Raw genomic sequence first — 21,071 nt, forward strand, 5'->3', positions numbered from 1 at the left:
TTGGTATGATGTTTTATTATGCTCTGTAGGAGTTACCTGTTTATAGAAAATATTGTGGGAGTATTTTTGCCCTGTAAGGGCTACTCTCAATTTACAAGTATTTGGGCGTGTCCCCATCGGGCCGGGCTATCCGCTCATACGCCTTCAGGCATTAGCCACAAGGCCGGTATCCGCTTCTATCCATCACGCATTAGAGAGCCGGAAGCACGAAGCTTATAGCCAGAAGCAAAAAACCTTCAAGCTTGCCGCTTCAAGCTAAAATCCGAAATTGAACATCCGAAATCCGAAATCAAGAAAGTTTTACCCTCGGGTCGACAGCTGCGTACAGCAGATCAACCAGGATGCTGATCACCACGAAGATAAAAGCGATGAAAAGGATCGAGCCCATCACCACCGGGAAATCGGCTTTCTCCAAAGCATCTACCGTAGCCTTACCCAGGCCATTATAACCAAAGATGTATTCCACAAAAAACGAGCCTGCCAGTAACGAAGCAAACCAGGAAGCAATAGCCGTTATTACCGGATTTAAGGCATTTTTTAAAGCATGGCGGTAGATGATCGTCCGCTGCCCTAAGCCTTTTGCCCTGGCGGTGCGGATATAATCCTGCCCTAAAACATCCAGCATGGCGCTGCGGGTAAGCTGTACAATAATGGCCAGCGGTCGCAAACCCAAAGTCACCATTGGCAGCATCAGGTTCTTAAGCGTAAGCACCTCACCTTTAAACGGGTCGTAGGTAAACAAACTGCCCGACATGTTTAACCCCGTGTACCTGCTCAACACAAAACCAAACACCCAGGCTATCAGTATCCCCGCAAAAAAAGCTGGTGCCGATACCCCGATCACCGAAAAGCTCACCCAGAATTTATCCAGCCAGGTATCCTTGCGCACGGCGCACACTATTCCTAAAAATATCCCGATCAGGGTAGCAAATATCATAGCTGTAGTAGCCAACACCAGCGTATTCGGTATCACATCCATTAAAGTAGCGGCAACCTCTTTACGCGTTTGATACGAGCGGCGCAGGTACGGCCATTTCAGGGCCAGTACATGAGTTGTCGAAACCGGGAATAACCTGGCATAATGGTATTTGGCCTGCTCTTCCGGCGTATTCAAATGCGCGCCGACCGGCGAAAGGTCGTTCAAATAATAAGCAAACTGCACCGGGATAGATTTATCCAGGCCAAACTCCTTACGTACCGCCTGCAGCGACTGTACATCGGCACGCTGCCCCTGCGTCATCCGGGCGGGGTCGACAGGTAAAATATTGAACAGAAAAAACACCACAACCACCACGCCCAGCATCACCACCAGTCCGTACCCTATTTTGCGTAGTGTGTAGCTAATCATTTACGGATGCTGCAAATAGTTTTTAACCAGTTTATCGAATGATGGCATAGTATGGTAATGCCATTTGTTGACGATGCTGCCGTTCTTCATCAGCAAAATGCCGGGGTTCGAGCGTACCATGCTTTTCAGCGGAACGCCATCGGCATAAAATATTTCGCTCACCAGTTTATGCTGTTTGGCAAAAGCTTCGGCATTGCGCGGCGCGTCCGACGTTAAGATCACCGTGCGGATGTTGTAATTATCGGTCAGGGTAATAGCTAAGGCATTTAAACGCTCCATGGCCGGGATGCTGGTATGGCTCAGGTCGTACGCTACGATGATCACATTATAAAACGGATTACTTAACAGTTCCTTGGTATACTCGTTCCCCTGGGCATCGTTTATCCGCAGGTCCTGGATTTTCGGGGCGAAGCCTTTTTTAACCAGTTTACTTTCAGGGTTGCCTACAATCGTCCAGCTGCTGTCTTTCCAGATACCGCTTTTGATGTATTCCTTGTCGGTCATATCCTGTACAGCGGCAGTTTTCTTGTTCTTTAAATGATAGGTGATCTGAAACTCATCGGGCATAGCTCCCGGCGGCGTTTTCATCTCATCCAAAATATTAGCGCCTACCTTGTATGGCAAAAAGTCCATCACAGGCAAAAAGTTATAGGTATAAAAACCAACCCCGAACGACAGGATGATAGCCACCCAGGTTACTCTCTTTTCAATTTTCCTATCCTTAAATACCGGCGTGATATATGCCCGTTTAATAAAAATAAAGATGATAAACAACAACAGGATCAGGTCTTTACTGAAAGATTGCCAAGGCGTTAACACAATGGCATCGCCAAAGCAGCCGCAGGTTTGCACCACTTTAAAAAAGGCCGAGTAAAACGTTAAAAAGCTAAAAAAGATGATCAGCAGCAGCAAGCCCCAGGCTATCCTTTTGCCTTGCGTGCCGATGAGCAGGGCAAAGCCGAAGAACATTTCCAGTGCGCATAAAAATATGGCCATACTTACCGTCAGCGGGCCTAAAAATGTAAGATGGAATACCTCGAAGTACTCCTCCAGCTTGTACGAAAAGCCCAGCGGGTCGTTAGCCTTGATCAGGCCCGAAAAGATAAAGAGCAAGCCAACAAGGATACGGCACAGCCAGAGTATCCAGGTAACCGAAACCGAAATCTTTCTGTCTGCCATGGCTTAATTCGTCAATTTAATTAGTGCAAAAACCGAATAGTTCAGCATATCCTGGTAATTGGCCTTCACCCCTTCGGATGCCAGCGTAGCGCCCTGGTTATCTTCAATCTGCTTTACGCGGAAGATCTTCATCAGTATCAGATCAGTTAACGAGCTGATGCGCATATCGCGCCATGCCTCGCCGTAATCATGATTTTTGGCGAACATCAGTTCCCTGGTCTCTTTTACTTTTTCCTCAAACAGCTGGCTCACCCGGTCGAAAGGCATTTCCATCGGGTCGTCGGCTGTCAGTTCCAGTTGCATCATCGCTATAACGCAATAATTAACAATGCCGATATATTCGCCTTTAATATCATCGCCTACTTTCGATACTTTTTTTTCTTCGAGCGTGCGGATGCGCTGTGCTTTAATAAAAATCTGGTCGGTGATGGATGCCGGTCTTAGTATGCGCCAGGCTGTTCCGTAATCGCGGGTCTTTTTTAAAAAAAGCTCGCGGCAGGTATTAATAACGGTATCGTATTCGTGTGCTGTATTTGCCAAGTTTCCTTTTGTTGTTGTAATGTTGTAATGTTGTAATGTTGAAAAGTTTTGATCTGCTTCAGGCAGATTCTGTGCAAATTAACATTTAAACCTTTCAACGTTCAAACATTTCAACTGTCTTCCGAATGGCTAAAGATACGTTTTTTCGCAAAAACACCACCCTCAATGTACACGGTAAATTGATCGGTTTGACCCAACCAAAAGTTATGGGCATCATCAATATCACGCCCGATTCGTTCTATGCCGGCAGCCGTAAGCAAACCGTTGAAGATGCGTTGGCACAAGCCGAAAAAATGCTTACCGACGGCGCTGATTTTCTGGATATCGGCGCTTACTCGTCCCGGCCCGGCGCTGCCGACATCTCCGTGCAGGAAGAGATCGACCGGCTACTGCCCATTGTCGAAGCTATTACTCAAGCTTATCCCGAAGCCATTTTATCTGTCGATACTTTTCGTGCCACGGTTGCCTTTGCGGCGATAAAAGCCGGTGCGCGTATCATTAACGATATTTCGGGCGGCGGGCTGGATGAAGATATGTTTGCCACCGTAGCCAAACTGCAGGTGCCCTACATTTTGATGCACATGCGGGGAACGCCACAAAACATGATCCGCCAGACTGATTATACCGACGTATTCGGCGAGGTATTTGATTATTTTGCCGAACGCATTTACCGCCTGCGTAAACTGGGTGTACACGATGTCATCATCGACCCGGGCTTCGGCTTTGCCAAAACACATGAGCAGAGCTACGAACTGATGCGCCGTTTGCAGGAATTTGAGCGCCTGGAACTGCCCGTATTGGTCGGCGTATCGCGCAAACGCATGGTGTTCAACCTAACCGGTGGCACCGCAGCCGATGCGCTAAACGGTACTACGGTATTCAATACCATCGCGTTAAGCAAAGGGGCTAATATTTTACGCGTGCACGATGTGAAAGAAGCCGTTGAAGCAGTGAAAATATGGCAGGCCTGCCAACAGGCAGGGGGGAAATTGTAAGAAAAATTTGCACCGTTCTTACATCTATCCGTGTTTGAGTGTTGCTCCTAAACTTTAAATATACTCATTTATTAGCAGTTATACAATTTCACCCGGCTAAAACATTGTCCGTATTCACGCCTTGATGCTGCAATTTTATTGAATGAATACTCAGGTAAGGCTGCATCGCAAAAAGTTCCGTCAATGTTTCGGCATTATCCCCATCAGGTTGCTGCACACTTACCAGCAACTGGTTCCCGATCGTATCTATCCAGGTCATCGGCTTGCTGAACAGCTCAATGGCTATACGGTGTTTGCTTTTATCCCGTATGTCCGATTCCACAATCTCGAATTTATAGCTGCCGAAAGGCACAAACAGCTTCCCCAGGTTATTCAATACATCAGGCATTTTGCCGTTCAGTTGTTGCAGGTAAGGCGTAACCGATGCGCTTACCAAAAAATGCAGCTTTTCGGCTTTGGGCACATTGTTCCGTAACTCGCTGAAGGTGTGATACTGCGTTTCTGCATTATACAGCTGCGATTGCATTAAAAACTCGGCATAGGTTGCATCAAACACATACTTTTCCCAAATGTTCTCCGCAGCCGCGTCGATAATCTTGCGGTACACCAGCCTGATCTTGCCTTTATTCGCCATGGTTTACGCAGCTACATAAATGGTATGCGTCAGCACATAACCGGCCCGATACGCTCCCGGTAACGGTTGCCAGTTCGTTGCTTAACGAATCTGAAAAAACAGTGTCTGCTGTGTTGGCCGTATCCTGTGTACCATGCGCCTTATAATCGCTGGCAGTGGTATAAACCGTATTGCAAATATCGGTAGGAAAAGCAATTTGCGTTATCAGCAACGATGTGCCCGAAGCATTATAGATATGTGCATGGATATGCGGCGCACGGCCCGAATACCAGCCGGGGAAAATACTCGTAAAAGTTACCAGCCCGTTAGCATCGGTAGTCTGGCGCCCGCGCAGGTAATGCAACCCTGTCAGGTCGACCGTCGAATAACTGCCGCCGGGGCCATCAACATATTCAGAGTAATAGCCTACAGCAGTGCAGTGCCAGATATCAACCATCGCATTAGCCAGCACAGCGCAATTGTCGTTGGTATTTAAGATGCTGATCTTGATGGTGAGCGGCACACCGGCCTGCCCGTCGGTAATATTCGATCGTACGTAGGATGACGGCGATTTGGTGGGGTACGGCCCAGCGGTCTCTGTCGGACTAACCGAACACGAGCCCGACGATGATGAACTAGCCGATGAACTGCTGCTTGCCGGCGAAGCGATACTGCTGTCGTCATAAGTCGATTTTTTGCAGGAGCTTGCGAGTGGCGCGATGGCAGCCAAACCCAGGGCGGTAAGGCCGTTGCGTAAAAATGATTTTCTTTCCATGCTGAAATAGTTTAAGTTAATTAGGGGCTGACGGCCGGACAATTTTTGAGCCTTTATCCAACCATCATGATGCTAAACTATCGCCCGAAAATGAAAAGGAAATGAAAGGTAATATAGCTGTTACTTTTTAACAAAAATTAACGTTTTGGGACTGATTATTTCACGCAAAGGCGCATAAGTCGCTAAGAGGATGCCTTAGAAAAACTTAGCGCCTTAGCGAGAAAAATTCGGAAGATTACACGTCTTTCATCAGCTTTAAAACCGAATCCACATACTCCCGGTCATTTGCTAAACGCGGCACTTTGTTTTGCCCACCTAATTTGCCGCGCTGTTTCATCCAGTTAAAAAAGGTATTGTGTGGCGCCGAATGCACCTTGGGGCGGTGCAGGGCCATATCTTTAAAGCGCTTGGCGTCGTAATCGGAGTTGATCTTGCGCAGGGTTTCGTCGAGCAGGTCGACGAAGCGTTCAAACTCGGCAGGCTTTTTCTCGAACTCGATGATCCACTCGTGCCCGCCTGCCTCACCTTCCGAAAAATAAATAGGAGCGGCGGTATAATCGCGGATGATGGCGCCGGTTTGCCTGCAGGCTTCGTTCAGCGCGCGCTCGGCATTATCGATGATCACCTCTTCGCCAAAGGCATTGATAAAATGTTTGGTGCGGCCGGTTACCTGTATACGGTACGGCGCCAGGCAGGTAAAGCGGATGGTATCGCCTATCATATACCGCCACAGGCCCGCGTTGGTACTGATAATGAGCGCGTAGTTTTTAAACAACTCTACCTCATCAAGCGTAAGCGTTTTGGGATGCTCGTCGTGAATATTTTCAAGCGGTAAAAACTCGTAAAAAATACCGTAGTCAAGCATCAGCAGCATTTCACCGCTATCGTCTTCATCCTGCAAACCAAAAAAACCTTCGGAAGCGTTATAGGTTTCGAGGTAATACATGTCATCCTTGCCGATGAGCTTATTAAACTGCTCGCGGTACGGCGTAAAGCTTACCGCACCATGAAAGTAAAGCTCCAGGTTGGGCCAAACATCTATGAGGTGTTTTTTACCGGTTATTTCGAGCACGCGTTTAATGAGCAGGATATTCCAGGTAGGGACGCCGCTTAAACAGGTAACGTTCACATCAAGCGTAGCGCTGATCATTTTTTCGATCTTCTCGTCGTAGTCTTCTATCAATGCTATCTCGATGTTGGGCGTGCGCAAAAATTCGGCCCACATGGGCAGGTTTTTCATGATCACGGCGCTCAGGTCGCCAAAAAAGGTATCGGGCGCAAAGCCGCTGGGCTGGTGGCTGCCGCCTAAGGTCAGTGCTTTTCCGGTAAATATTTTGGTATCGGGGCGGTTGTTGCAGTACAGGGTCAGCATATCCTTACCGCCTTTAAAATGGCATTCGGCAAGCGATTCTTCGCTCACCGGGATAAATTTGCTGCGGTTATTGGTCGTGCCCGAAGATTTGGCGAACCATTTAATTTCGGATGCCCAAAGCACATTCTGCTCGCCTTTCAGCATCCGCTCGATATAAGGCCGCAACGTATCGTAAGTTTGTATGGGTACGCGCTCTTTAAACTGCCTCAGGTTGCTGATGCTCCGGTAATGATGCTCTTTGCCCCATTCGGTATTTTCGGCGCCGGCAATGAGTTGCTCAAACCATTCGTCCTGCACCTCGTTGGGATATTTCTGAAAAAGCTCTATCTGGTGGATACGCTTCTTCATAAACCAGGTAAAAACGGAGTTGATGATCGTCATAAGGGCAGGGGCCGGTTATGCAAAGGTTTTTCTTTTCAAAACAAAGTTGGCGCCCAGGTAAACCTTGCGCACCATTTCGTTAGCGGCCAGCACTTCGGGTACGCCGCTTTCCAGTATCTTGCCTTCAAAAAGCAGGTAGGCACGGTCGGTTATGGATAGGGTTTCCTGCACGTTGTGGTCGGTTATCAGGATGCCGATGTTACGATGGCGCAGCTTGGCCACCATCGATTGTATCTCCTCTACCGCAATCGGGTCTACACCCGCAAAAGGTTCATCCAGCAAAATAAATTTAGGGTCGGCAGCCAGGGCACGGGCAATCTCGGTACGGCGCCGCTCACCGCCCGAAAGCAGGTCGCCCCGGTTTTTCCGCACTTTATGCAGGCTAAATTCGTCTATCAGTTCTTCCAGCTTATCTTTCTGCTGTGCGTCGGTCAGCTTGCCCATTTCGAGTACAGCCTTGATATTGTCTTCAACAGATAACTTCCTGAATACCGAAGCCTCCTGCGCCAGGTAGCCTATCCCCTTTTGTGCGCGGCGGTACATGGCGTCGCCGGTAATATCCACATCTTCCAGGTATATAGTGCCCTCGTTAGGTTTGATCAGCCCGACGATCATATAAAACGATGTGGTTTTACCCGCACCGTTAGGGCCAAGCAATCCCACAATTTCGCCCTGCTCAACGCTGAACGATACATCGTTCACAACAGTACGCTGTTTATATTTTTTTACTAAATGTTCGGCGCGTAGGATCATGGTAGCGATATTATAATTTCAAACAAAAGTAATAAAAAAAAGCCCCCGCTAAATCTCCCCCGGAAGGGGAGACTTTTAAAACCTGATGGCTCTTTAAAGCCCTCCCTTCCGGGGAGGGTTGGGAGGGGCTGGGTTCTAATAAGTCTTTACCCCTTTTATATTCAATTGTATGCTTCGCTTCTCGCGCCACACATTTTCCTCAATAGTATAACAAATATCAAAAGGTATACCTTTGGCCAGTTTCGGCAGGTATTCTCCTAAATTGAACGCGATACAATCAAACGCGGGCGAGCCTTCCTGTATAACGGTCATTTTGATATGATTAGCGCCCACCAGGCTGGCATTACCGCTAACATACACATTTCTGGTAATGAAAACCGGCGACATGTTCTCAGGCCCAAACGGACCGAACCGGCCCAGTATCCTGAAAAACTTGGCGTCTATCTGCTTTAAACTCAGTTCGGCATCAATGTTGATCTGCTGGATCAGCATCTCATCTGTAATAGTGGCATTAACCACCTGCTCAAACCGCTGGCTGAATGCTTCCACGTTTTCGGGAGCCATGGTTAACCCGGCGGCATACTTGTGCCCGCCGAACTGAATGAGCAGGTCGCTGCAATCGCACAAAGCTTCGTACAGGTCAAACCCTACCACCGAGCGTGCCGAACCGGCCACGTGCCCGTTTGAGCGGGTAAGCACAATGGTTGGCCTGTAATATTTTTCGGTAAGCCGCGATGCAACAATACCGATAACACCCTTATGCCAGTTTTCGTTAAATACCACGGTCGATTTACGCCCAACCATTACCGCATCGGCCGCTATCATGCTCAGGGCTTCGTCGGTAATATTAAGGTCGTGTTCCTTGCGCTCAACATTTTTGGAGTTGATAATGAGCCCCTTTTCAGCGGCTATATTTTCGTCGCAGGCGATCAACAGTTCAACAGCATGGCGTGCATCGTCGATACGTCCGGCAGCGTTGATACGCGGACCGATCAAAAACACAATATCGCTGATGGTATAATTCTCGGTTTTACCTACCGATTGCATTAAAGTTTTTACGCCGATGCACGGGTTGGTATTTAACTGCTGTAATCCGAAATAAGCCAGCACACGGTTCTCGCCGGTAATGTGCACAATATCGCAGGCAATGCTGATAGCCACCAGCTCAAAATAGCTGTACAGTTCCTCAAACGGGATATCGTTTTTTTGCGCATAGGCCTGTATCAGCTTAAAGCCTATCCCACAACCCGAAAGCTCTTTATACGGGTACTCACAATCTGCACGTTTAGGGTCGAGCACGGCTACCGCATCCGGTATTTCGGCACCCGGTGTATGGTGGTCGCAGATGATGAAGTCGATACCTGAAGTTTTGGCATATACTATTTTATCGACCGATTTGATACCGCAATCCAGCGCGATGATCAGGCTGAAGCCATTTTCGGCGGCATAATCGATCCCCTGGGTTGAAATACCGTAACCTTCTTTATACCTGTCCGGAATGTAATAGTCGAGATCAGGATAATACTTCTTAAAAAAGCTGTATACCACGGCTACCGAGGTGGTACCATCCACATCATAATCGCCGTATATCAGTACTTTTTCACCGTCGGTAAAAGCCTTTTCAATACGTAATATGGCTTTTTCCATATCGCGCATCAAAAACGGATCGTGCAGGTGGTTGAGGTCGGGCCTGAAAAAGGTTCGGGCTTCTTCAAAATTACGGATACCCCGTTGTACCAGAAGCAGGCTCAGAACAGGATCGATATTGAGATCGGCCGATAGTTTGCGTACATCACCATCGTCCAACTTTGCCTTTACCGACCATCTTTTTTGCATATCTTCGCTGTATAAACAGTAAATATAGTTATTGAGTTATTAATTGAATAGCTTTAGTTGATTAGTTACTCACAATCCATTGTTATACAATGCATATTTTTCCGCTTAATGAAGGTTCGTACTCCGTCGATTCCACCAAAAAGTTCATTCCCTTCGATCCGGTTACCGACAGCTATCGCGACAGGCCGGGATCGCTTTTTATCCATGTGCAGCCTTTTTTAGTTAAAACGGATACCGACCTGATTTTATTTGATTCGGGCCTGGGTTTTAAAAATAACCAGGACGAACTCATACTCCACCAAAACATCCGCAACGCCGGCTTCGACCCTGAAGACGTAAGCCTGGTGCTCATGTCGCACCTGCATTACGACCATTCGGGCGGCCTGGTTATCGAGCGTAACGGCAGATGGGAGCCGTCGTTTCCGGGTGCGGTACATGTGATACAACGCGGCGAATGGGAGACTGCTTTTGCAAGCCGTTCATCATCCTATCATAAATACATCTTTGATGCATTGCAGCGCGGCGTGCAGATTGATTTTGTTGAAGGCAGCGGTACGTATAAACCGGGCATCAGCTATGAGCTATCGGGCGGGCATTGCCAGTACCATCATGTTTTTTTAGTGGAAACCAATGGCTATAAAATATTTTTCGGGGGCGACGAACTGCCCGAACCCGAACAACTCATCCGCAAATTTATAGCCAAATACGATTACGATGGGCGGAAAGCCATGAATTTACGCGAACAATATGGGAAGAAAGCAGCTGCCGAAAATTGGATCTGTTTGTTCTACCATGCCAAATCAAACCCGGTTGGGCAGGTTAGTTATGGTGATGACACGTTTATGGTAAAGCCGGTTAGTTATTAACGAGATCAAGCACCTCTCTTATCTTTTCAACGCTTAACGGCTTGGATATAAAATCTTTAACCAAAGGGTATGATTTGGCTTTATTGATATCGTTGTTAAAAACAGATGATGATATAATGTAAATTTTGCTTTTGCCTTCGGGGTCGATGCCTAATCTTTTATACTCATCTAAAAACTCCCATCCGTTCATTATCGGCATATTAATATCCAACAAAATATAGTCCGGCAGCTCTTCCGGGTTATTATTTTGTATCTCCACCAGTTCGTCTATGGCAAATTTGCCGTTCAAACAAGTTTTGATATCTGTATTTAAAAGTGTCTTCTTGATTAATTTAACCGAGATAAAATTATTGATCTCGTCATCGTCAACAAGCAGGATACTTACAGATTTGGTATTTATAGTCATGTTTATGTTTACGGATAAACGGTATAATTGTTTTAGCCGAAGGTAGGTTTTTTCCAAACAAAACCCTATCTTTTTTATTTTGCGGCTAACCTTTGGCTAATTAATTACTAATATATAAAATTATACAATCGGTTTTACATTTAAAATTCATAATCGTGCTCAACCAGGCAAATACGCACTTTGTAATGTACATACCAGTGTTCGCGTCCATATTTCTGCGCAACAAGGTGCCGGCTGTCGGCTTTCCATTTTTTTATAGCCTCTAAAGATGACCAGTACGAAACGGTAATACCTATATCATTACGGGCCGATTCGAAACCCAGGTAGCCTTCCTGCTGTTGTGCCAATTCGAACATCTGGCCGGCCATGGCATCATAACCTTCAGCAGGGCTGTGCTTAACGGATGAAAAAATAACCGCGTAATAGGGCGGCTTAGGGGTTTGGGCAAGGACAGGTTGATTCATAGACGCAGCAAATATCGTAAACAATCTATAAGATAGTTATACGAAAATATTAAAATAAAACCCCGCAGTGCGGGGTTTTACTATGATTTCGGGCAATTGCTATTACCGTTGCAGGCTATTCGCCTTGTTTTCTGGTTCCCGATCCCTGATCCTTACTCTATCACGCTTTCCTCAAACTCGTAGCTCTCCAGAGGCGGGCAGGTACAGATGAGTGTACGATCACCATAAGTATCATTTACCCTCCCTACTGAGGGCCAGAATTTATGAGCGGCAACATAAGGCAGCGGGAACGCGGCTTTTTGGCGGGTATACGGATGCTCCCATTCGTTAGCGGTAATTACAGCGGCAGTATGCGGTGCATTTTTCAGCGGGTTGTTTGCTTTGTCAGCAACGCCTTTTTCCACATCATCAATTTCGTGGCGGATGGCGATCATGGCATTGCAGAAACGATCAAGTTCGTGCTTTGGTTCCGATTCCGTCGGCTCGACCATCACCGTGCCCGCAACCGGGAACGATACAGTAGGCGCGTGGAAACCATAGTCCATCAAACGTTTGGCAATATCGGTAACTTCGATGCCGAAGTTTTTAAAGGCGCGGCAGTCCAGTATCATCTCGTGCGCACAACGGTCGTTAGTGCCGGTGTATAATACCGGGTAATGTTTTTCTAAACGGGTTTTGATATAGTTAGCATTCAGGATAGCGTATTTGGTAGCATTGGTCAAACCATCGGGCCCCATCATCGCGATATAGGCATGCGATATCAGCAGTATCGAAGCCGAGCCCCACGGCGCCGATGACACCGCCGGGATTGACTTGCCCTGGTCGATATCAACCACAGCATGCCCCGGAAGATATGGAACCAGGTGTTTGGCCACGCCGATAGGCCCCATGCCCGGGCCACCGCCACCATGCGGTATACAGAAAGTTTTATGCAGGTTAAGGTGGCAAACATCGGCACCGATACTGGCCGGACTGGTCAACCCTACCTGCGCGTTCATGTTGGCGCCATCCATATAAACCTGGCCGCCATTGTCGTGAATGATCTGGCATATCTCGATGATCGATTCTTCGAACACGCCGTGCGTCGATGGATAGGTCACCATCAGGCACGATAATTCGTTTTTATACTGCTCGGCTTTGGCGCGCATATCGGCAACGTCGATATTACCGTTATCGTCGCATTTAACTACGATGATCTTCATGCCGGCCATGGCCGCCGATGCCGGGTTTGTACCGTGTGCCGACGAAGGTATCAAAGCAATATTCCGGTGATGATCGCCCCTATCCTGGTGGTAAGCGCGGATAACCATCAACCCTGCGTATTCGCCCTGAGCGCCCGCATTTGGCTGTAAGCTCATAGCTGCAAAGCCGGTGATCTCGCTCAGCCATCTGTTCAGTTCGTCGAACACTTCCATGTAACCGCCTACCTGATCGACAGGTGCGAACGGGTGCATTTTGCTGAAAGCCGCCCAGGTTACCGGTACCATTTCGGTAGTGGCGTTCAGCTTCATGGTGCACGACCCCAGCGGGATCATTGAGTGACAAAGCGAAAGATCTTTAGCTTCTAACGATTTGATATAGCGCAGCATCTCGTGCTCCGAATGGTAAGAGTTAAATACCGGGTGTGTTAAATACTCCGAGCTACGCTGTAACCCGGTTGGGATAACAGTTTTGATGCTTGCTTTCAGATCATCAAAATCAATATCGTTAATACTTTTGGCCTTTACTTTGGCAAAGAAACGGGTGATGGTTTTCACGTCCTCAACCGAAGTAGTCTCATCAAGAGAAATAGTTACCTCGGTACCTTTATAATGCAGGTTTACCTCGTTATTGATGGCCTGGCCATGTATCGGGCTTGCCAGTGCTCCCAAATCAAATTTCAGGGTATCGAAGTAAACTTCGTTTAGCTGTTTGTAGCCTAAAGCCTCTAAGCTATCTGCCAGTAAAACGGTTAAGCCATGTATCCTTTCGGCGATGAGTTTTAAGCCTTTAGGACCGTGGTAAGCGGCATACATACCGGCCATAATGGCCAGCAATGCCTGCGCGGTGCAAATATTTGAGGTTGCTTTATCCCTGCGGATGTGCTGCTCGCGTGTTTGCAGGGCCATGCGCAAAGCATAGTTACCCGCGCTATCAATGGTTACACCGATGATACGGCCCGGCATCGAGCGTTTGTATTCTTCTTTTGTAGCAAAAAATGCAGCGTGCGGCCCGCCAAAACCCATCGGTACGCCAAAACGCTGGGTAGTACCTACCACAATATCGGCGCCCCACTCACCCGGAGGCGTTAACAGTACCAGGCTCATGATATCAGCTGCTACGGTCAGTTTGATACCATGTTCGTGTGCTTTGGCTGCAAAGCCGCTGTAATCGTAAACGGCGCCATCGCCTGCAGGATACTGTACAATAGCGCCGAACATGCTGTCGTTCAGTTCAATGGTACGGTGATCGCCTATCAGCAGTTCGATGCCGTAAGGTTGTGAGCGTGTTTTTAAGATGTCGATCGTTTGCGGGAAAACTTCTTCAGAAACAAAGAAAATTTTAGCCTGATCATTTTTACGCAGGCTGTATTGCATAAACATCGCCTCGGCAGCAGCGGTACCTTCGTCAAGCAGTGAAGCGTTGGCTATCTGCATACCTGTAAGGTCGAGCACCATGGTCTGGAAGTTGAGCAAAGCCTGTAAACGGCCCTGGGCAATTTCAGCCTGATATGGCGTATATTGGGTATACCATCCGGGGTTTTCGAAGATATTGCGCTGGATCACTCCGGGCAGTATCATGTCATAATAACCCTGGCCGATGTACGATTTAAAAACTTTATTCTTCGATGCCGTTTCTTTCAGATCATTCAGGTATTCAAACTCGCTTTTGGCGGCCGGCAAATTAAGCGGCGCTTTAAGACGTATTTTTTGAGGTACGGTTTGATCGATGAGCTCATCGATAGTTTCAACTCCAATGGTTTGCAGCATTTCAGCAGTGTCGGCTTCATTCGGAGCGATATGACGGTGTTGAAATTTTTCCTGGTAATCGATATTTAACTTCATGAAACGGGAGAGAGTAATTTTTGAGCAAAGGTAAACAAATGCCCGCTGCTTAGCAACCCAACGGCTGTTATTAACGCTATTTTTACCTGCAACTAACTATCTGATAAATAGATTAGAACACTACAATTTCGATAGTATTTATATTTAAACTGCCAACTGCCTCAAATACATCTGGATAGTGTTTTCCAAACCGTAATACAGTGCATCGCTGATCAGGGCATGGCCGATACTCACCTCCAGCAAACCGGGTATGTTTTGGGCGAAATATTTGAGGTTATGCAGATCGAGGTCGTGCCCGGCATTCAAACCAAGCCCTAACCTTTGCGCTGCTTTGGCTGCTTCAACATAAGGTGCGATAGCTTTTTCCTTATCCGCATGATAACCGCTGGCATAAGCCTCGGTATATAACTCGATGCGGTTGGTACCTGTCGCCGCCGCTGCTTCAACCATTTCAACTACCGGGTCGACAAATATCGATACCCGTATGCCCGCCAGTTGAAATTCCTGGATGATGGTCTTCAGGTAATCCTGGTTGGCGATGGTGTCCCAGCCATGGTTAGAGGTGATCTGCCCCAATGCATCCGGAACTAAAGTTACCTGTGCAGGGCGGTTATTCAGCACCAGTTCAACAAAGCTATCCTCAACCGGGTTGCCTTCAATATTAAACTCAGTTGCGATGGCTTTTTTCAGATCGTACACATCCTGGTAACGGATATGACGCTCATCGGGCCGGGGATGCACGGTGATGCCTTCGGCGCCAAAACGCTCACAATCTAAAGCTACCTTTAACAAATCGGGATTATTACCACCGCGCGAATTACGCAGCGTGGCTATTTTATTGATGTTTACGGATAAATGCGCCATAGGGCAAAGGTAAAATTTAATTGTTTGAATGTTGTAATGTTTAAATGTTGTAACGTTGTGTTTTGATAACAATATCAACCATCAAATGTTACTGTGTTAAATGGCTAAACGGTTCTATTTATTTGTATTCTTTTTGTTTTTCGCGATAAGCACACTATCCGCTCAAACCACCTATCCGGATATTAAAAACTATCAGGTGTACTTCGGTTCGGCCAAACGTAACACGCAGGATTGGCTGGTGCTGCGCCGCTTTGAGGATCACAATAAATCCTACCTTCTCCTGCTCGACCCGCGCGAACTGGAAACCAAAGTCGATGAAGCCTCGCTATACCAGGTTAACCATCTCACTATCGACGAATTGCGCAAATATTTTGCAGTTACGGCCTATGTCAAAGCCTTAAGCAAAGCCGAAAGCCAGGATAAGATGATACAGGATGCCGGCATACAAACGGGCATGCCTAAGGAGACGGGCATTACCCTCACGGCCGACCTGTGCCCAAGCCACCGCCCGCTGGACAGGCGAATCTTTACCGATATTTTTAATGAGTTTAAAAAGGTAGAACAACCTGTGCCCATAGCTTTATCCGTTACCGGGATATGGATGCGCGCCCACCAGGCCGACCTGGCCTGGCTGAAAGATATGCAGGCGCACCGGCAGATTAATATTACCTGGATCAACCATTCGTTCAATCATCGTGTAAACTCCAAGGCACCTCTCACTCAAAATTTTTTACTCGAAAAAGGCACAGATATTTACTACGAAGTCACCGAAACCGAAAAGGCCATGCTGAAAAACGGCCTGCTGCCTTCGTGCTTTTTCCGCTTCCCGGGTTTGGTTTCGGACGCACAGCTGGTTGATGCGATTATTAATTTTGGCCTCATCCCTATCGGCACCGATGCCTGGCTGGCCAAAGGTCAGCAACCGCAAAACGGCAGTATTGTTCTTATCCACGGCAATGGTAACGAGCCTGTTGGGGTAGCTGATTTTATCAAACTCATTCAATCCAAAAAACGGATGATCACCAATAAGCAATGGCTGCTGTACGATCTGCGTGAAAGCGTGGAAGACGAGTTTGGTAATTAATCGGTAGTGTACTTCCCGTTCTCTTTCATCTTAATTAAACTAATGGTATGCGAAATGTATTTTTTTGTAGATGGGGTTGTAAGTACCAGTGTGCTATCGGTAATTTGTTTTATGGTATCGCGCAAGGTAAACTGTACGGGTACTTTAAAAAATTTGAAGTAATAACGGCTGTAATTGTAATGCAGGTATAAAATTTTACCTTCAACGCTCCAGGATACGGGTTTAGGCAATGTTATACCAACCGGCCGGAATGTTAAGGAGCGGTCGGTAAAGCTACCGTCTGGCTTCAGAGCATAAAGCACAGGCCGGGTTTTGCCGGTCAGCCAGCGCCCGCAAAAACGTTTATCAATTGCGCCCGGGTTCGAACTTTTGTTACAGGATGTAAAAGCAATAAACAGTGCGGACGCAGCTAAATATTTTGTCGTATTCATTACGGCAAGATACTCAATCTTCAATAAATGCCAGCTTCACATTTTTATATTCGGGCTTTTGCAGGTGAAGTTTTAAACGTTCGAAGGTTTTGAGCGGCCCATCGGTAGCAAACAGGTTTACCAGCCAGGCGGGTATGCTTCCGGCAGGATCGACTGCCAACTGGTATTCTACCTTTAATGTATTGTTGTTCAAGGGGGCGATCGTCCATTTACCTGCCGAATTACTGATGCGTACTATACCAGGCTTCGCCGGGACCATATCTGCGATACAAGGTGCGTCGATAGTGATGACCTTGGTTTTAGGGTCCTGGCTCACCATAATATGCGAGATATAATCGCGGTTTTGAGCGGGCCAGGGTACGCTTACCTCGCTGTAATAATACAATTCGGAGGGCGATACCTGTTTGACCACATATGCGTTTTTACTGTGATATACCCAGCCCTCCGAGTGTTCGATATCCATGATCACCCTTACCAGTTGTGATGCGCGCACCTTCAGTTCGCACTCAACCTTAATCGCTTTGAGTTTGGAGTTAGGGATGTGCCGGGTATAAATCCGGATACCTTCCTTATCCACAGCAGGTTTCCAGGCCTCCTGGGCAAAGCAGGTAGCAAAGGCCAGCGCAAGGTAAACCGTAACCAATATCCGCTTGAACATATTAGCCACAAATTAAAGTAAAAGGTAATTGGGTTAAATTAAGATTTTGTAGTTATGACTTTGGGTCGACAAGATTTGACAACTTTTAAAAAGTTGTCAAATCTAAATCACACACAAAAAAGGGACATGGCATCAACCACATCCCTTTTGAATTTATATTTTTTGACTTTTGACTTAGTAACGGTACAGATCCGATTTGAACGGACCGTTAACCGGCACACCGATATAATCAGCTTGTTCCTGGTCTAATTGTTCCAGTTCGACGCCAATTTTTGCTAAGTGTAAACGGGCAACTTTTTCGTCGAGGTGCTTAGGCAGGGTGTATACTTTGTTTTCGTATTTATCGCTGTGCTGCCATAACTCCAGCTGGGCCAGGGTTTGGTTGGTAAACGAATTACTCATCACAAACGATGGGTGACCGGTAGCGCAACCTAAGTTCACCAAACGGCCCTCAGCCAATACGATCACATCGCTTCCGTTGATGGTATATTTATCAACCTGTGGTTTAATTTCAACTTTGGTATTGCCGTAAGCGCTGTTTAACCAGGCCATATCGATCTCGTTATCAAAGTGGCCGATATTACATACGATAGCTTTGTCTTTTAAAGCGCGGAAGTGCTTTTCGCGAACGATGTTGCAGTTACCGGTAGCTGTTACTACGATGTCGGCTTCTTTAATGGCAGTATCCAGGCGTTTAACCTCGTAACCTTCCATAGCAGCCTGCAGGGCGCAGATCGGGTCGATCTCGGTAACGATCACACGAACGCCGGCATTACGCAGCGAGTCGGCCGAACCTTTACCTACATCACCAAAACCGCAAACAACACCTACTTTACCAGCCATCATTACGTCGGTAGCGCGGCGGATAGCATCAACGAGCGATTCGCGGCAGCCGTATTTGTTATCGAATTTTGATTTGGTAACCGAGTCGTTAATGTTGATGGCCGGCATTGGCAAGGTGCCATTTTTAACACGCTCGTATAAGCGGTGTACACCTGTAGTAGTTTCTTCTGATAAACCTTTGATACCGGCTACCAGTTCAGGGTATTTGTCCAGAACCATGTTGGTTAAGTCGCCGCCATCGTCAAGGATCATATTCAACGGTTTGCGGTCTTCGCCAAAAAATAAAGTTTGCTCGATGCACCAGTCAAACTCTTCGGCGTTCATGCCCTTCCAGGCGTAAACCGAAGTACCGGCAGCAGCGATAGCGGCAGCGGCATGATCCTGGGTTGAGAATATATTGCACGACGACCAGGTAACCTCAGCGCCTAATGCCTGCAATGTTTCAATTAAAACCGCGGTTTGGATGGTCATGTGCAGGCAGCCTGCAATACGCGCGCCTTTTAAAGGCTGCGAAGCGCCAAACTCTTCGCGTAACGACATTAAGCCCGGCATTTCTGCTTCGGCCAAACTAATTTCTTTACGACCCCACTCTGCAAGCGAGAAGTCTTTTACTTTGTATTTAACAAATGCTGTTTCTGCTGTTGTCGACATATTCTTACTTTATTTTGAGGGGCAAAGTTAAGTATTTCCCCTGTCAATTTAAAGTGTGCTTAATTTCAGGTCTTTAATCCCAACTTCTTCAACCTGCACAGCCGACGGTGCAGCGGTAGAGAGCTTACCATTATAAACAGCGCCCATTTCAACCTGCAGGGTTTGGGTTTTTATCTCGCCGTTTATTTTGCCTGTGGTTTCAATTTTTAGCGATTCGGCTTTGATGTTGCCGATAACAGTACCGTAAATGATCAATTCGCGGGTATTGATGTTGCCGTTAATCATACCCTTTTCTCCTACTATTAAACCTGCATCTATATTAACATCGCCGGTTATCTGCCCGTCGATACGCACAAAATTAGGAGCTTTCAAATCGCCTTTTATTACACAACCCTCGCATATCAGGGTCGAGATAGCATGATGGCTGCCTGAGCCACTGCTTTTTTTACTAAATAAACTCATACAAATATTAGCTTTTAAGGGTTAAAAAATTAATTGGGTTAATAGGTTTGCCATCGCGGCGAACCTCGTAATGCAAATGCGCACCTGTGGAGTGCCCGGTGGATCCTACGTTACCTATCACATCGCCAACGCTAACTTTTTGACCAACTTTGACGCCGATTTTTGACAGATGGCCATATAAGGTTTCAAGGTGGTTGCCGTGTTCGATACGAATACAGTTTCCATAGCCGCCGTACCAGCCTGCCCAGATTACCTTGCCGTTAGCGGTACATTTTACCTGGTCGCCAATGGCGCCGCCAAAATCGATACCGGGGTGATACTCGGCATGCGAAGCATCGAACGGGTCGCTGCGGTAGCCAAAATTACTGGTGAGGTGATCCACACTATGCGGATAACCGAGCGGTGTAAAGGCGGTCACCATCACTATCCGGTCGAGATAATCGTTATAAGCGGCATATTGTTCGGCAGCGCTTAGTTGCGGGGCCATAGCTTTACCACCATCGCCTGTAGAAGCAGTGCCAAAACCTTTCAGACCGCGTTTTTTGAGGTAATTATTAATCAACTGGAGTTTACCCTGGATGCTTTGGATATAGCTTTGGGCCGTAGCGCTGTTATCGGCCTTAACTTTGGCCGGAATACTTACTTTAAGTTTGGATAACTGCTGGATAAGACGTTGATTTTCGGCATCCTTCAGGATGTTTTGCTTTTGCAGGTAAAAAATAGACGAACCCAGGCAGATTACCACAAGCAAAGCCGAAAGTATATACTTGTTAAAACGCTCTAAATGCTTGGTTTTGATTTGTATCGACCGCGTTTTCTGCTGGTTTTTATTGACAATAATAACGGTGCTAACATCTTTTGACTTAGTACGCATAGGTGACGGGAATAGGTGCTACAAGTTAATAAAAAGTAATGGCTATGTGAGTATCAAAATCAATTAATTATCAATAACTTAAAAAAAATTTAATTTAAAAGGGGCATCGCCTTAAACGGCCCGACCGTCAGCACAATGTTAATATTCGCCACAAATGGCTTTTAACTACCCATCATTTATTACTTTTGTACGTTATTTAAGATAAAAAAGTTATGTACCCAGAATATTTAGTTGCCCCGATGCGGGAAGACCTGACCAAAGTTGGTTTTGTTGAATTGAAAGATGCCGATGCCGTTACCCAGGCTATCGAAAGCGAAGGCACTGTTTTTGTGATGGTTAACTCGGTTTGCGGTTGTGCTGCTGCAAATGCCCGCCCTGCTGCCAAGATCGCTTCGCAAAACGAAAAACACCCCGATAAACTGGTAACTGTTTTTGCCGGTATGGAAAAAGAAGCGGTTGACAAGGCACGTGGTTACATGCTGCCCTACCCGCCGTCGTCGCCATCGATGGCTTTGTTTAAAGATGGCAAGCTGGTACACATCATCGAGCGCCACCAGATTGAGGGCCGACCCGCGCAAATGATCGCTGATAACCTGATCGGCGCGTTTGAGCAATATTGCTAAAAGATATTT

Annotated in this window: 21 protein-coding genes; 4 read left to right on the plus strand and 17 right to left on the minus strand. The window is 46.9% G+C overall.

Annotated features, from left to right (window positions below):
- Positions 1–289 precede the first annotated feature (289 nt).
- From BEL04_RS15405 to BEL04_RS15415, 3 genes are read right to left on the minus strand one after another with little or no spacing between them, the layout of a single operon-like run.
- Positions 290–1,348, minus strand: coding sequence for an ABC transporter permease (locus BEL04_RS15405; protein WP_066005646.1), 1,059 nt, complete (start codon positions 1,346–1,348; stop codon positions 290–292).
- Entirely contained in the window at positions 1,349–2,527 is a 1,179-nt protein-coding gene (locus BEL04_RS15410) for a BT_3928 family protein (protein ID WP_066005649.1), read from the minus strand.
- Positions 2,528–2,530: 3 nt separating this feature from the next.
- Positions 2,531–3,067 (minus strand): DUF1599 domain-containing protein, encoded by a 537-nt coding sequence (locus BEL04_RS15415; protein WP_066005651.1) that lies wholly within the window; start codon positions 3,065–3,067, stop codon positions 2,531–2,533.
- 125 nt (positions 3,068–3,192) lie between these two features.
- On the opposite strand from BEL04_RS15415, the gene folP reads away from it, so the two are divergent.
- Positions 3,193–4,062 (plus strand): dihydropteroate synthase, encoded by an 870-nt coding sequence (gene folP, locus BEL04_RS15420; protein WP_066005656.1) that lies wholly within the window; start codon positions 3,193–3,195, stop codon positions 4,060–4,062.
- A gap of 88 nt (positions 4,063–4,150) precedes the next feature.
- On the opposite strand, the gene BEL04_RS15425 is transcribed toward folP, so the two are convergent.
- From BEL04_RS15425 to recJ, 5 genes are all read right to left on the minus strand, one after another.
- Positions 4,151–4,696: a hypothetical protein gene (locus tag BEL04_RS15425; protein WP_066005658.1), complete on the minus strand. Its 546-nt coding sequence runs from the start codon at positions 4,694–4,696 to the stop codon at positions 4,151–4,153.
- Complete coding sequence (locus BEL04_RS15430) at positions 4,686–5,450, minus strand: intradiol ring-cleavage dioxygenase (protein ID WP_217493649.1); 765 nt, start codon at positions 5,448–5,450, stop codon at positions 4,686–4,688. The genes BEL04_RS15425 and BEL04_RS15430 overlap by 11 nt, the downstream gene beginning before the upstream one ends.
- A gap of 235 nt (positions 5,451–5,685) precedes the next feature.
- Positions 5,686–7,203: a GH3 auxin-responsive promoter family protein gene (locus BEL04_RS15435; protein ID WP_066005663.1), complete on the minus strand. Its 1,518-nt coding sequence runs from the start codon at positions 7,201–7,203 to the stop codon at positions 5,686–5,688.
- A gap of 15 nt (positions 7,204–7,218) precedes the next feature.
- Complete coding sequence (gene lptB / locus BEL04_RS15440) at positions 7,219–7,956, minus strand: LPS export ABC transporter ATP-binding protein (RefSeq protein ID WP_066005665.1); 738 nt, start codon at positions 7,954–7,956, stop codon at positions 7,219–7,221.
- 135 nt (positions 7,957–8,091) lie between these two features.
- Positions 8,092–9,792 (minus strand): single-stranded-DNA-specific exonuclease RecJ, encoded by a 1,701-nt coding sequence (gene recJ, locus BEL04_RS15445; RefSeq protein WP_066005667.1) that lies wholly within the window; start codon positions 9,790–9,792, stop codon positions 8,092–8,094.
- A gap of 89 nt (positions 9,793–9,881) precedes the next feature.
- On the opposite strand from recJ, the gene BEL04_RS15450 reads away from it, so the two are divergent.
- Positions 9,882–10,658: an MBL fold metallo-hydrolase gene (locus BEL04_RS15450; protein WP_066005668.1), complete on the plus strand. Its 777-nt coding sequence runs from the start codon at positions 9,882–9,884 to the stop codon at positions 10,656–10,658.
- Here BEL04_RS15450 and BEL04_RS15455 read toward each other — a convergent pair.
- The 4 genes from BEL04_RS15455 to BEL04_RS15470 form a co-directional block, all read right to left on the minus strand.
- A complete protein-coding gene (locus BEL04_RS15455) occupies positions 10,648–11,064 on the minus strand; it encodes a response regulator (protein WP_066006238.1) in 417 nt (138 codons plus the stop codon). The genes BEL04_RS15450 and BEL04_RS15455 overlap by 11 nt on opposite strands.
- Positions 11,065–11,204: 140 nt before the next feature.
- Positions 11,205–11,528 carry an antibiotic biosynthesis monooxygenase gene (locus BEL04_RS15460; RefSeq protein WP_066005669.1) on the minus strand — a complete coding sequence of 108 codons (324 nt, stop codon included), beginning with the start codon at positions 11,526–11,528 and terminating at the stop codon, positions 11,205–11,207.
- A gap of 152 nt (positions 11,529–11,680) precedes the next feature.
- Positions 11,681–14,572 carry an aminomethyl-transferring glycine dehydrogenase gene (gene gcvP / locus BEL04_RS15465; RefSeq protein ID WP_066005670.1) on the minus strand — a complete coding sequence of 964 codons (2,892 nt, stop codon included), beginning with the start codon at positions 14,570–14,572 and terminating at the stop codon, positions 11,681–11,683.
- Positions 14,573–14,716: 144 nt separating this feature from the next.
- Positions 14,717–15,436: a pyridoxine 5'-phosphate synthase gene (locus BEL04_RS15470; protein ID WP_066005677.1), complete on the minus strand. Its 720-nt coding sequence runs from the start codon at positions 15,434–15,436 to the stop codon at positions 14,717–14,719.
- A 100-nt stretch (positions 15,437–15,536) separates the two neighbouring features.
- On the opposite strand from BEL04_RS15470, the gene BEL04_RS15475 reads away from it, so the two are divergent.
- Complete coding sequence (locus tag BEL04_RS15475) at positions 15,537–16,520, plus strand: polysaccharide deacetylase (RefSeq protein WP_066005679.1); 984 nt, start codon at positions 15,537–15,539, stop codon at positions 16,518–16,520.
- Here BEL04_RS15475 and BEL04_RS15480 read toward each other — a convergent pair.
- The 5 genes from BEL04_RS15480 to BEL04_RS15500 form a co-directional block, all read right to left on the minus strand.
- Entirely contained in the window at positions 16,517–16,951 is a 435-nt protein-coding gene (locus BEL04_RS15480; protein WP_066005681.1) for a hypothetical protein, read from the minus strand. The two genes, BEL04_RS15475 and BEL04_RS15480, sit on opposite strands and share 4 nt — an antisense overlap.
- 13 nt (positions 16,952–16,964) lie before the next feature.
- Positions 16,965–17,609, minus strand: coding sequence for an START domain-containing protein (locus BEL04_RS15485; RefSeq protein WP_066005682.1), 645 nt, complete (start codon positions 17,607–17,609; stop codon positions 16,965–16,967).
- A gap of 174 nt (positions 17,610–17,783) precedes the next feature.
- The gene (gene ahcY, locus BEL04_RS15490) at positions 17,784–19,103 is read right to left on the minus strand and encodes an adenosylhomocysteinase (protein ID WP_066005683.1); all 1,320 of its coding nucleotides are present in this window, start codon (positions 19,101–19,103) and stop codon (positions 17,784–17,786) included.
- A gap of 48 nt (positions 19,104–19,151) precedes the next feature.
- Positions 19,152–19,565, minus strand: coding sequence for a polymer-forming cytoskeletal protein (locus BEL04_RS15495; protein ID WP_066005685.1), 414 nt, complete (start codon positions 19,563–19,565; stop codon positions 19,152–19,154).
- A gap of 7 nt (positions 19,566–19,572) precedes the next feature.
- A complete protein-coding gene (locus BEL04_RS15500) occupies positions 19,573–20,439 on the minus strand; it encodes a M23 family metallopeptidase (protein ID WP_066005687.1) in 867 nt (288 codons plus the stop codon).
- A 212-nt stretch (positions 20,440–20,651) separates the two neighbouring features.
- Between BEL04_RS15500 and BEL04_RS15505 the strand changes: the two genes are divergently transcribed.
- Positions 20,652–21,062 (plus strand): BrxA/BrxB family bacilliredoxin, encoded by a 411-nt coding sequence (locus BEL04_RS15505; RefSeq protein WP_066005689.1) that lies wholly within the window; start codon positions 20,652–20,654, stop codon positions 21,060–21,062.
- The last annotated feature ends 9 nt before the right edge of the window (positions 21,063–21,071 follow it).

Origin of the sequence: Mucilaginibacter sp. PPCGB 2223 (assembly GCF_001705515.1) — a bacterium.
In the GTDB taxonomy this organism is placed as follows: Bacteria; Bacteroidota; Bacteroidia; order Sphingobacteriales; family Sphingobacteriaceae; genus Mucilaginibacter.

Coding starts and splice junctions, on each gene's coding strand:
- BEL04_RS15405 (WP_066005646.1), bottom strand. CDS start 1,348: ATGATTAGCTACACACTACGCAAAATAGGGTACGGACTGGTGGTGATG.
- BEL04_RS15410 (WP_066005649.1), bottom strand. CDS start 2,527: ATGGCAGACAGAAAGATTTCGGTTTCGGTTACCTGGATACTCTGGCTG.
- folP (WP_066005656.1), top strand. CDS start 3,193: ATGGCTAAAGATACGTTTTTTCGCAAAAACACCACCCTCAATGTACAC.
- BEL04_RS15425 (WP_066005658.1), bottom strand. CDS start 4,696: ATGGCGAATAAAGGCAAGATCAGGCTGGTGTACCGCAAGATTATCGAC.
- BEL04_RS15430 (WP_217493649.1), bottom strand. CDS start 5,450: ATGGAAAGAAAATCATTTTTACGCAACGGCCTTACCGCCCTGGGTTTG.
- BEL04_RS15435 (WP_066005663.1), bottom strand. CDS start 7,203: ATGACGATCATCAACTCCGTTTTTACCTGGTTTATGAAGAAGCGTATC.
- lptB (WP_066005665.1), bottom strand. CDS start 7,956: ATGATCCTACGCGCCGAACATTTAGTAAAAAAATATAAACAGCGTACT.
- recJ (WP_066005667.1), bottom strand. CDS start 9,792: ATGCAAAAAAGATGGTCGGTAAAGGCAAAGTTGGACGATGGTGATGTA.
- BEL04_RS15450 (WP_066005668.1), top strand. CDS start 9,882: ATGCATATTTTTCCGCTTAATGAAGGTTCGTACTCCGTCGATTCCACC.
- BEL04_RS15455 (WP_066006238.1), bottom strand. CDS start 11,064: ATGACTATAAATACCAAATCTGTAAGTATCCTGCTTGTTGACGATGAC.
- BEL04_RS15460 (WP_066005669.1), bottom strand. CDS start 11,528: ATGAATCAACCTGTCCTTGCCCAAACCCCTAAGCCGCCCTATTACGCG.
- gcvP (WP_066005670.1), bottom strand. CDS start 14,572: ATGAAGTTAAATATCGATTACCAGGAAAAATTTCAACACCGTCATATC.
- BEL04_RS15470 (WP_066005677.1), bottom strand. CDS start 15,436: ATGGCGCATTTATCCGTAAACATCAATAAAATAGCCACGCTGCGTAAT.
- BEL04_RS15475 (WP_066005679.1), top strand. CDS start 15,537: ATGGCTAAACGGTTCTATTTATTTGTATTCTTTTTGTTTTTCGCGATA.
- BEL04_RS15480 (WP_066005681.1), bottom strand. CDS start 16,951: ATGAATACGACAAAATATTTAGCTGCGTCCGCACTGTTTATTGCTTTT.
- BEL04_RS15485 (WP_066005682.1), bottom strand. CDS start 17,609: ATGTTCAAGCGGATATTGGTTACGGTTTACCTTGCGCTGGCCTTTGCT.
- ahcY (WP_066005683.1), bottom strand. CDS start 19,103: ATGTCGACAACAGCAGAAACAGCATTTGTTAAATACAAAGTAAAAGAC.
- BEL04_RS15495 (WP_066005685.1), bottom strand. CDS start 19,565: ATGAGTTTATTTAGTAAAAAAAGCAGTGGCTCAGGCAGCCATCATGCT.
- BEL04_RS15500 (WP_066005687.1), bottom strand. CDS start 20,439: ATGCGTACTAAGTCAAAAGATGTTAGCACCGTTATTATTGTCAATAAA.
- BEL04_RS15505 (WP_066005689.1), top strand. CDS start 20,652: ATGTACCCAGAATATTTAGTTGCCCCGATGCGGGAAGACCTGACCAAA.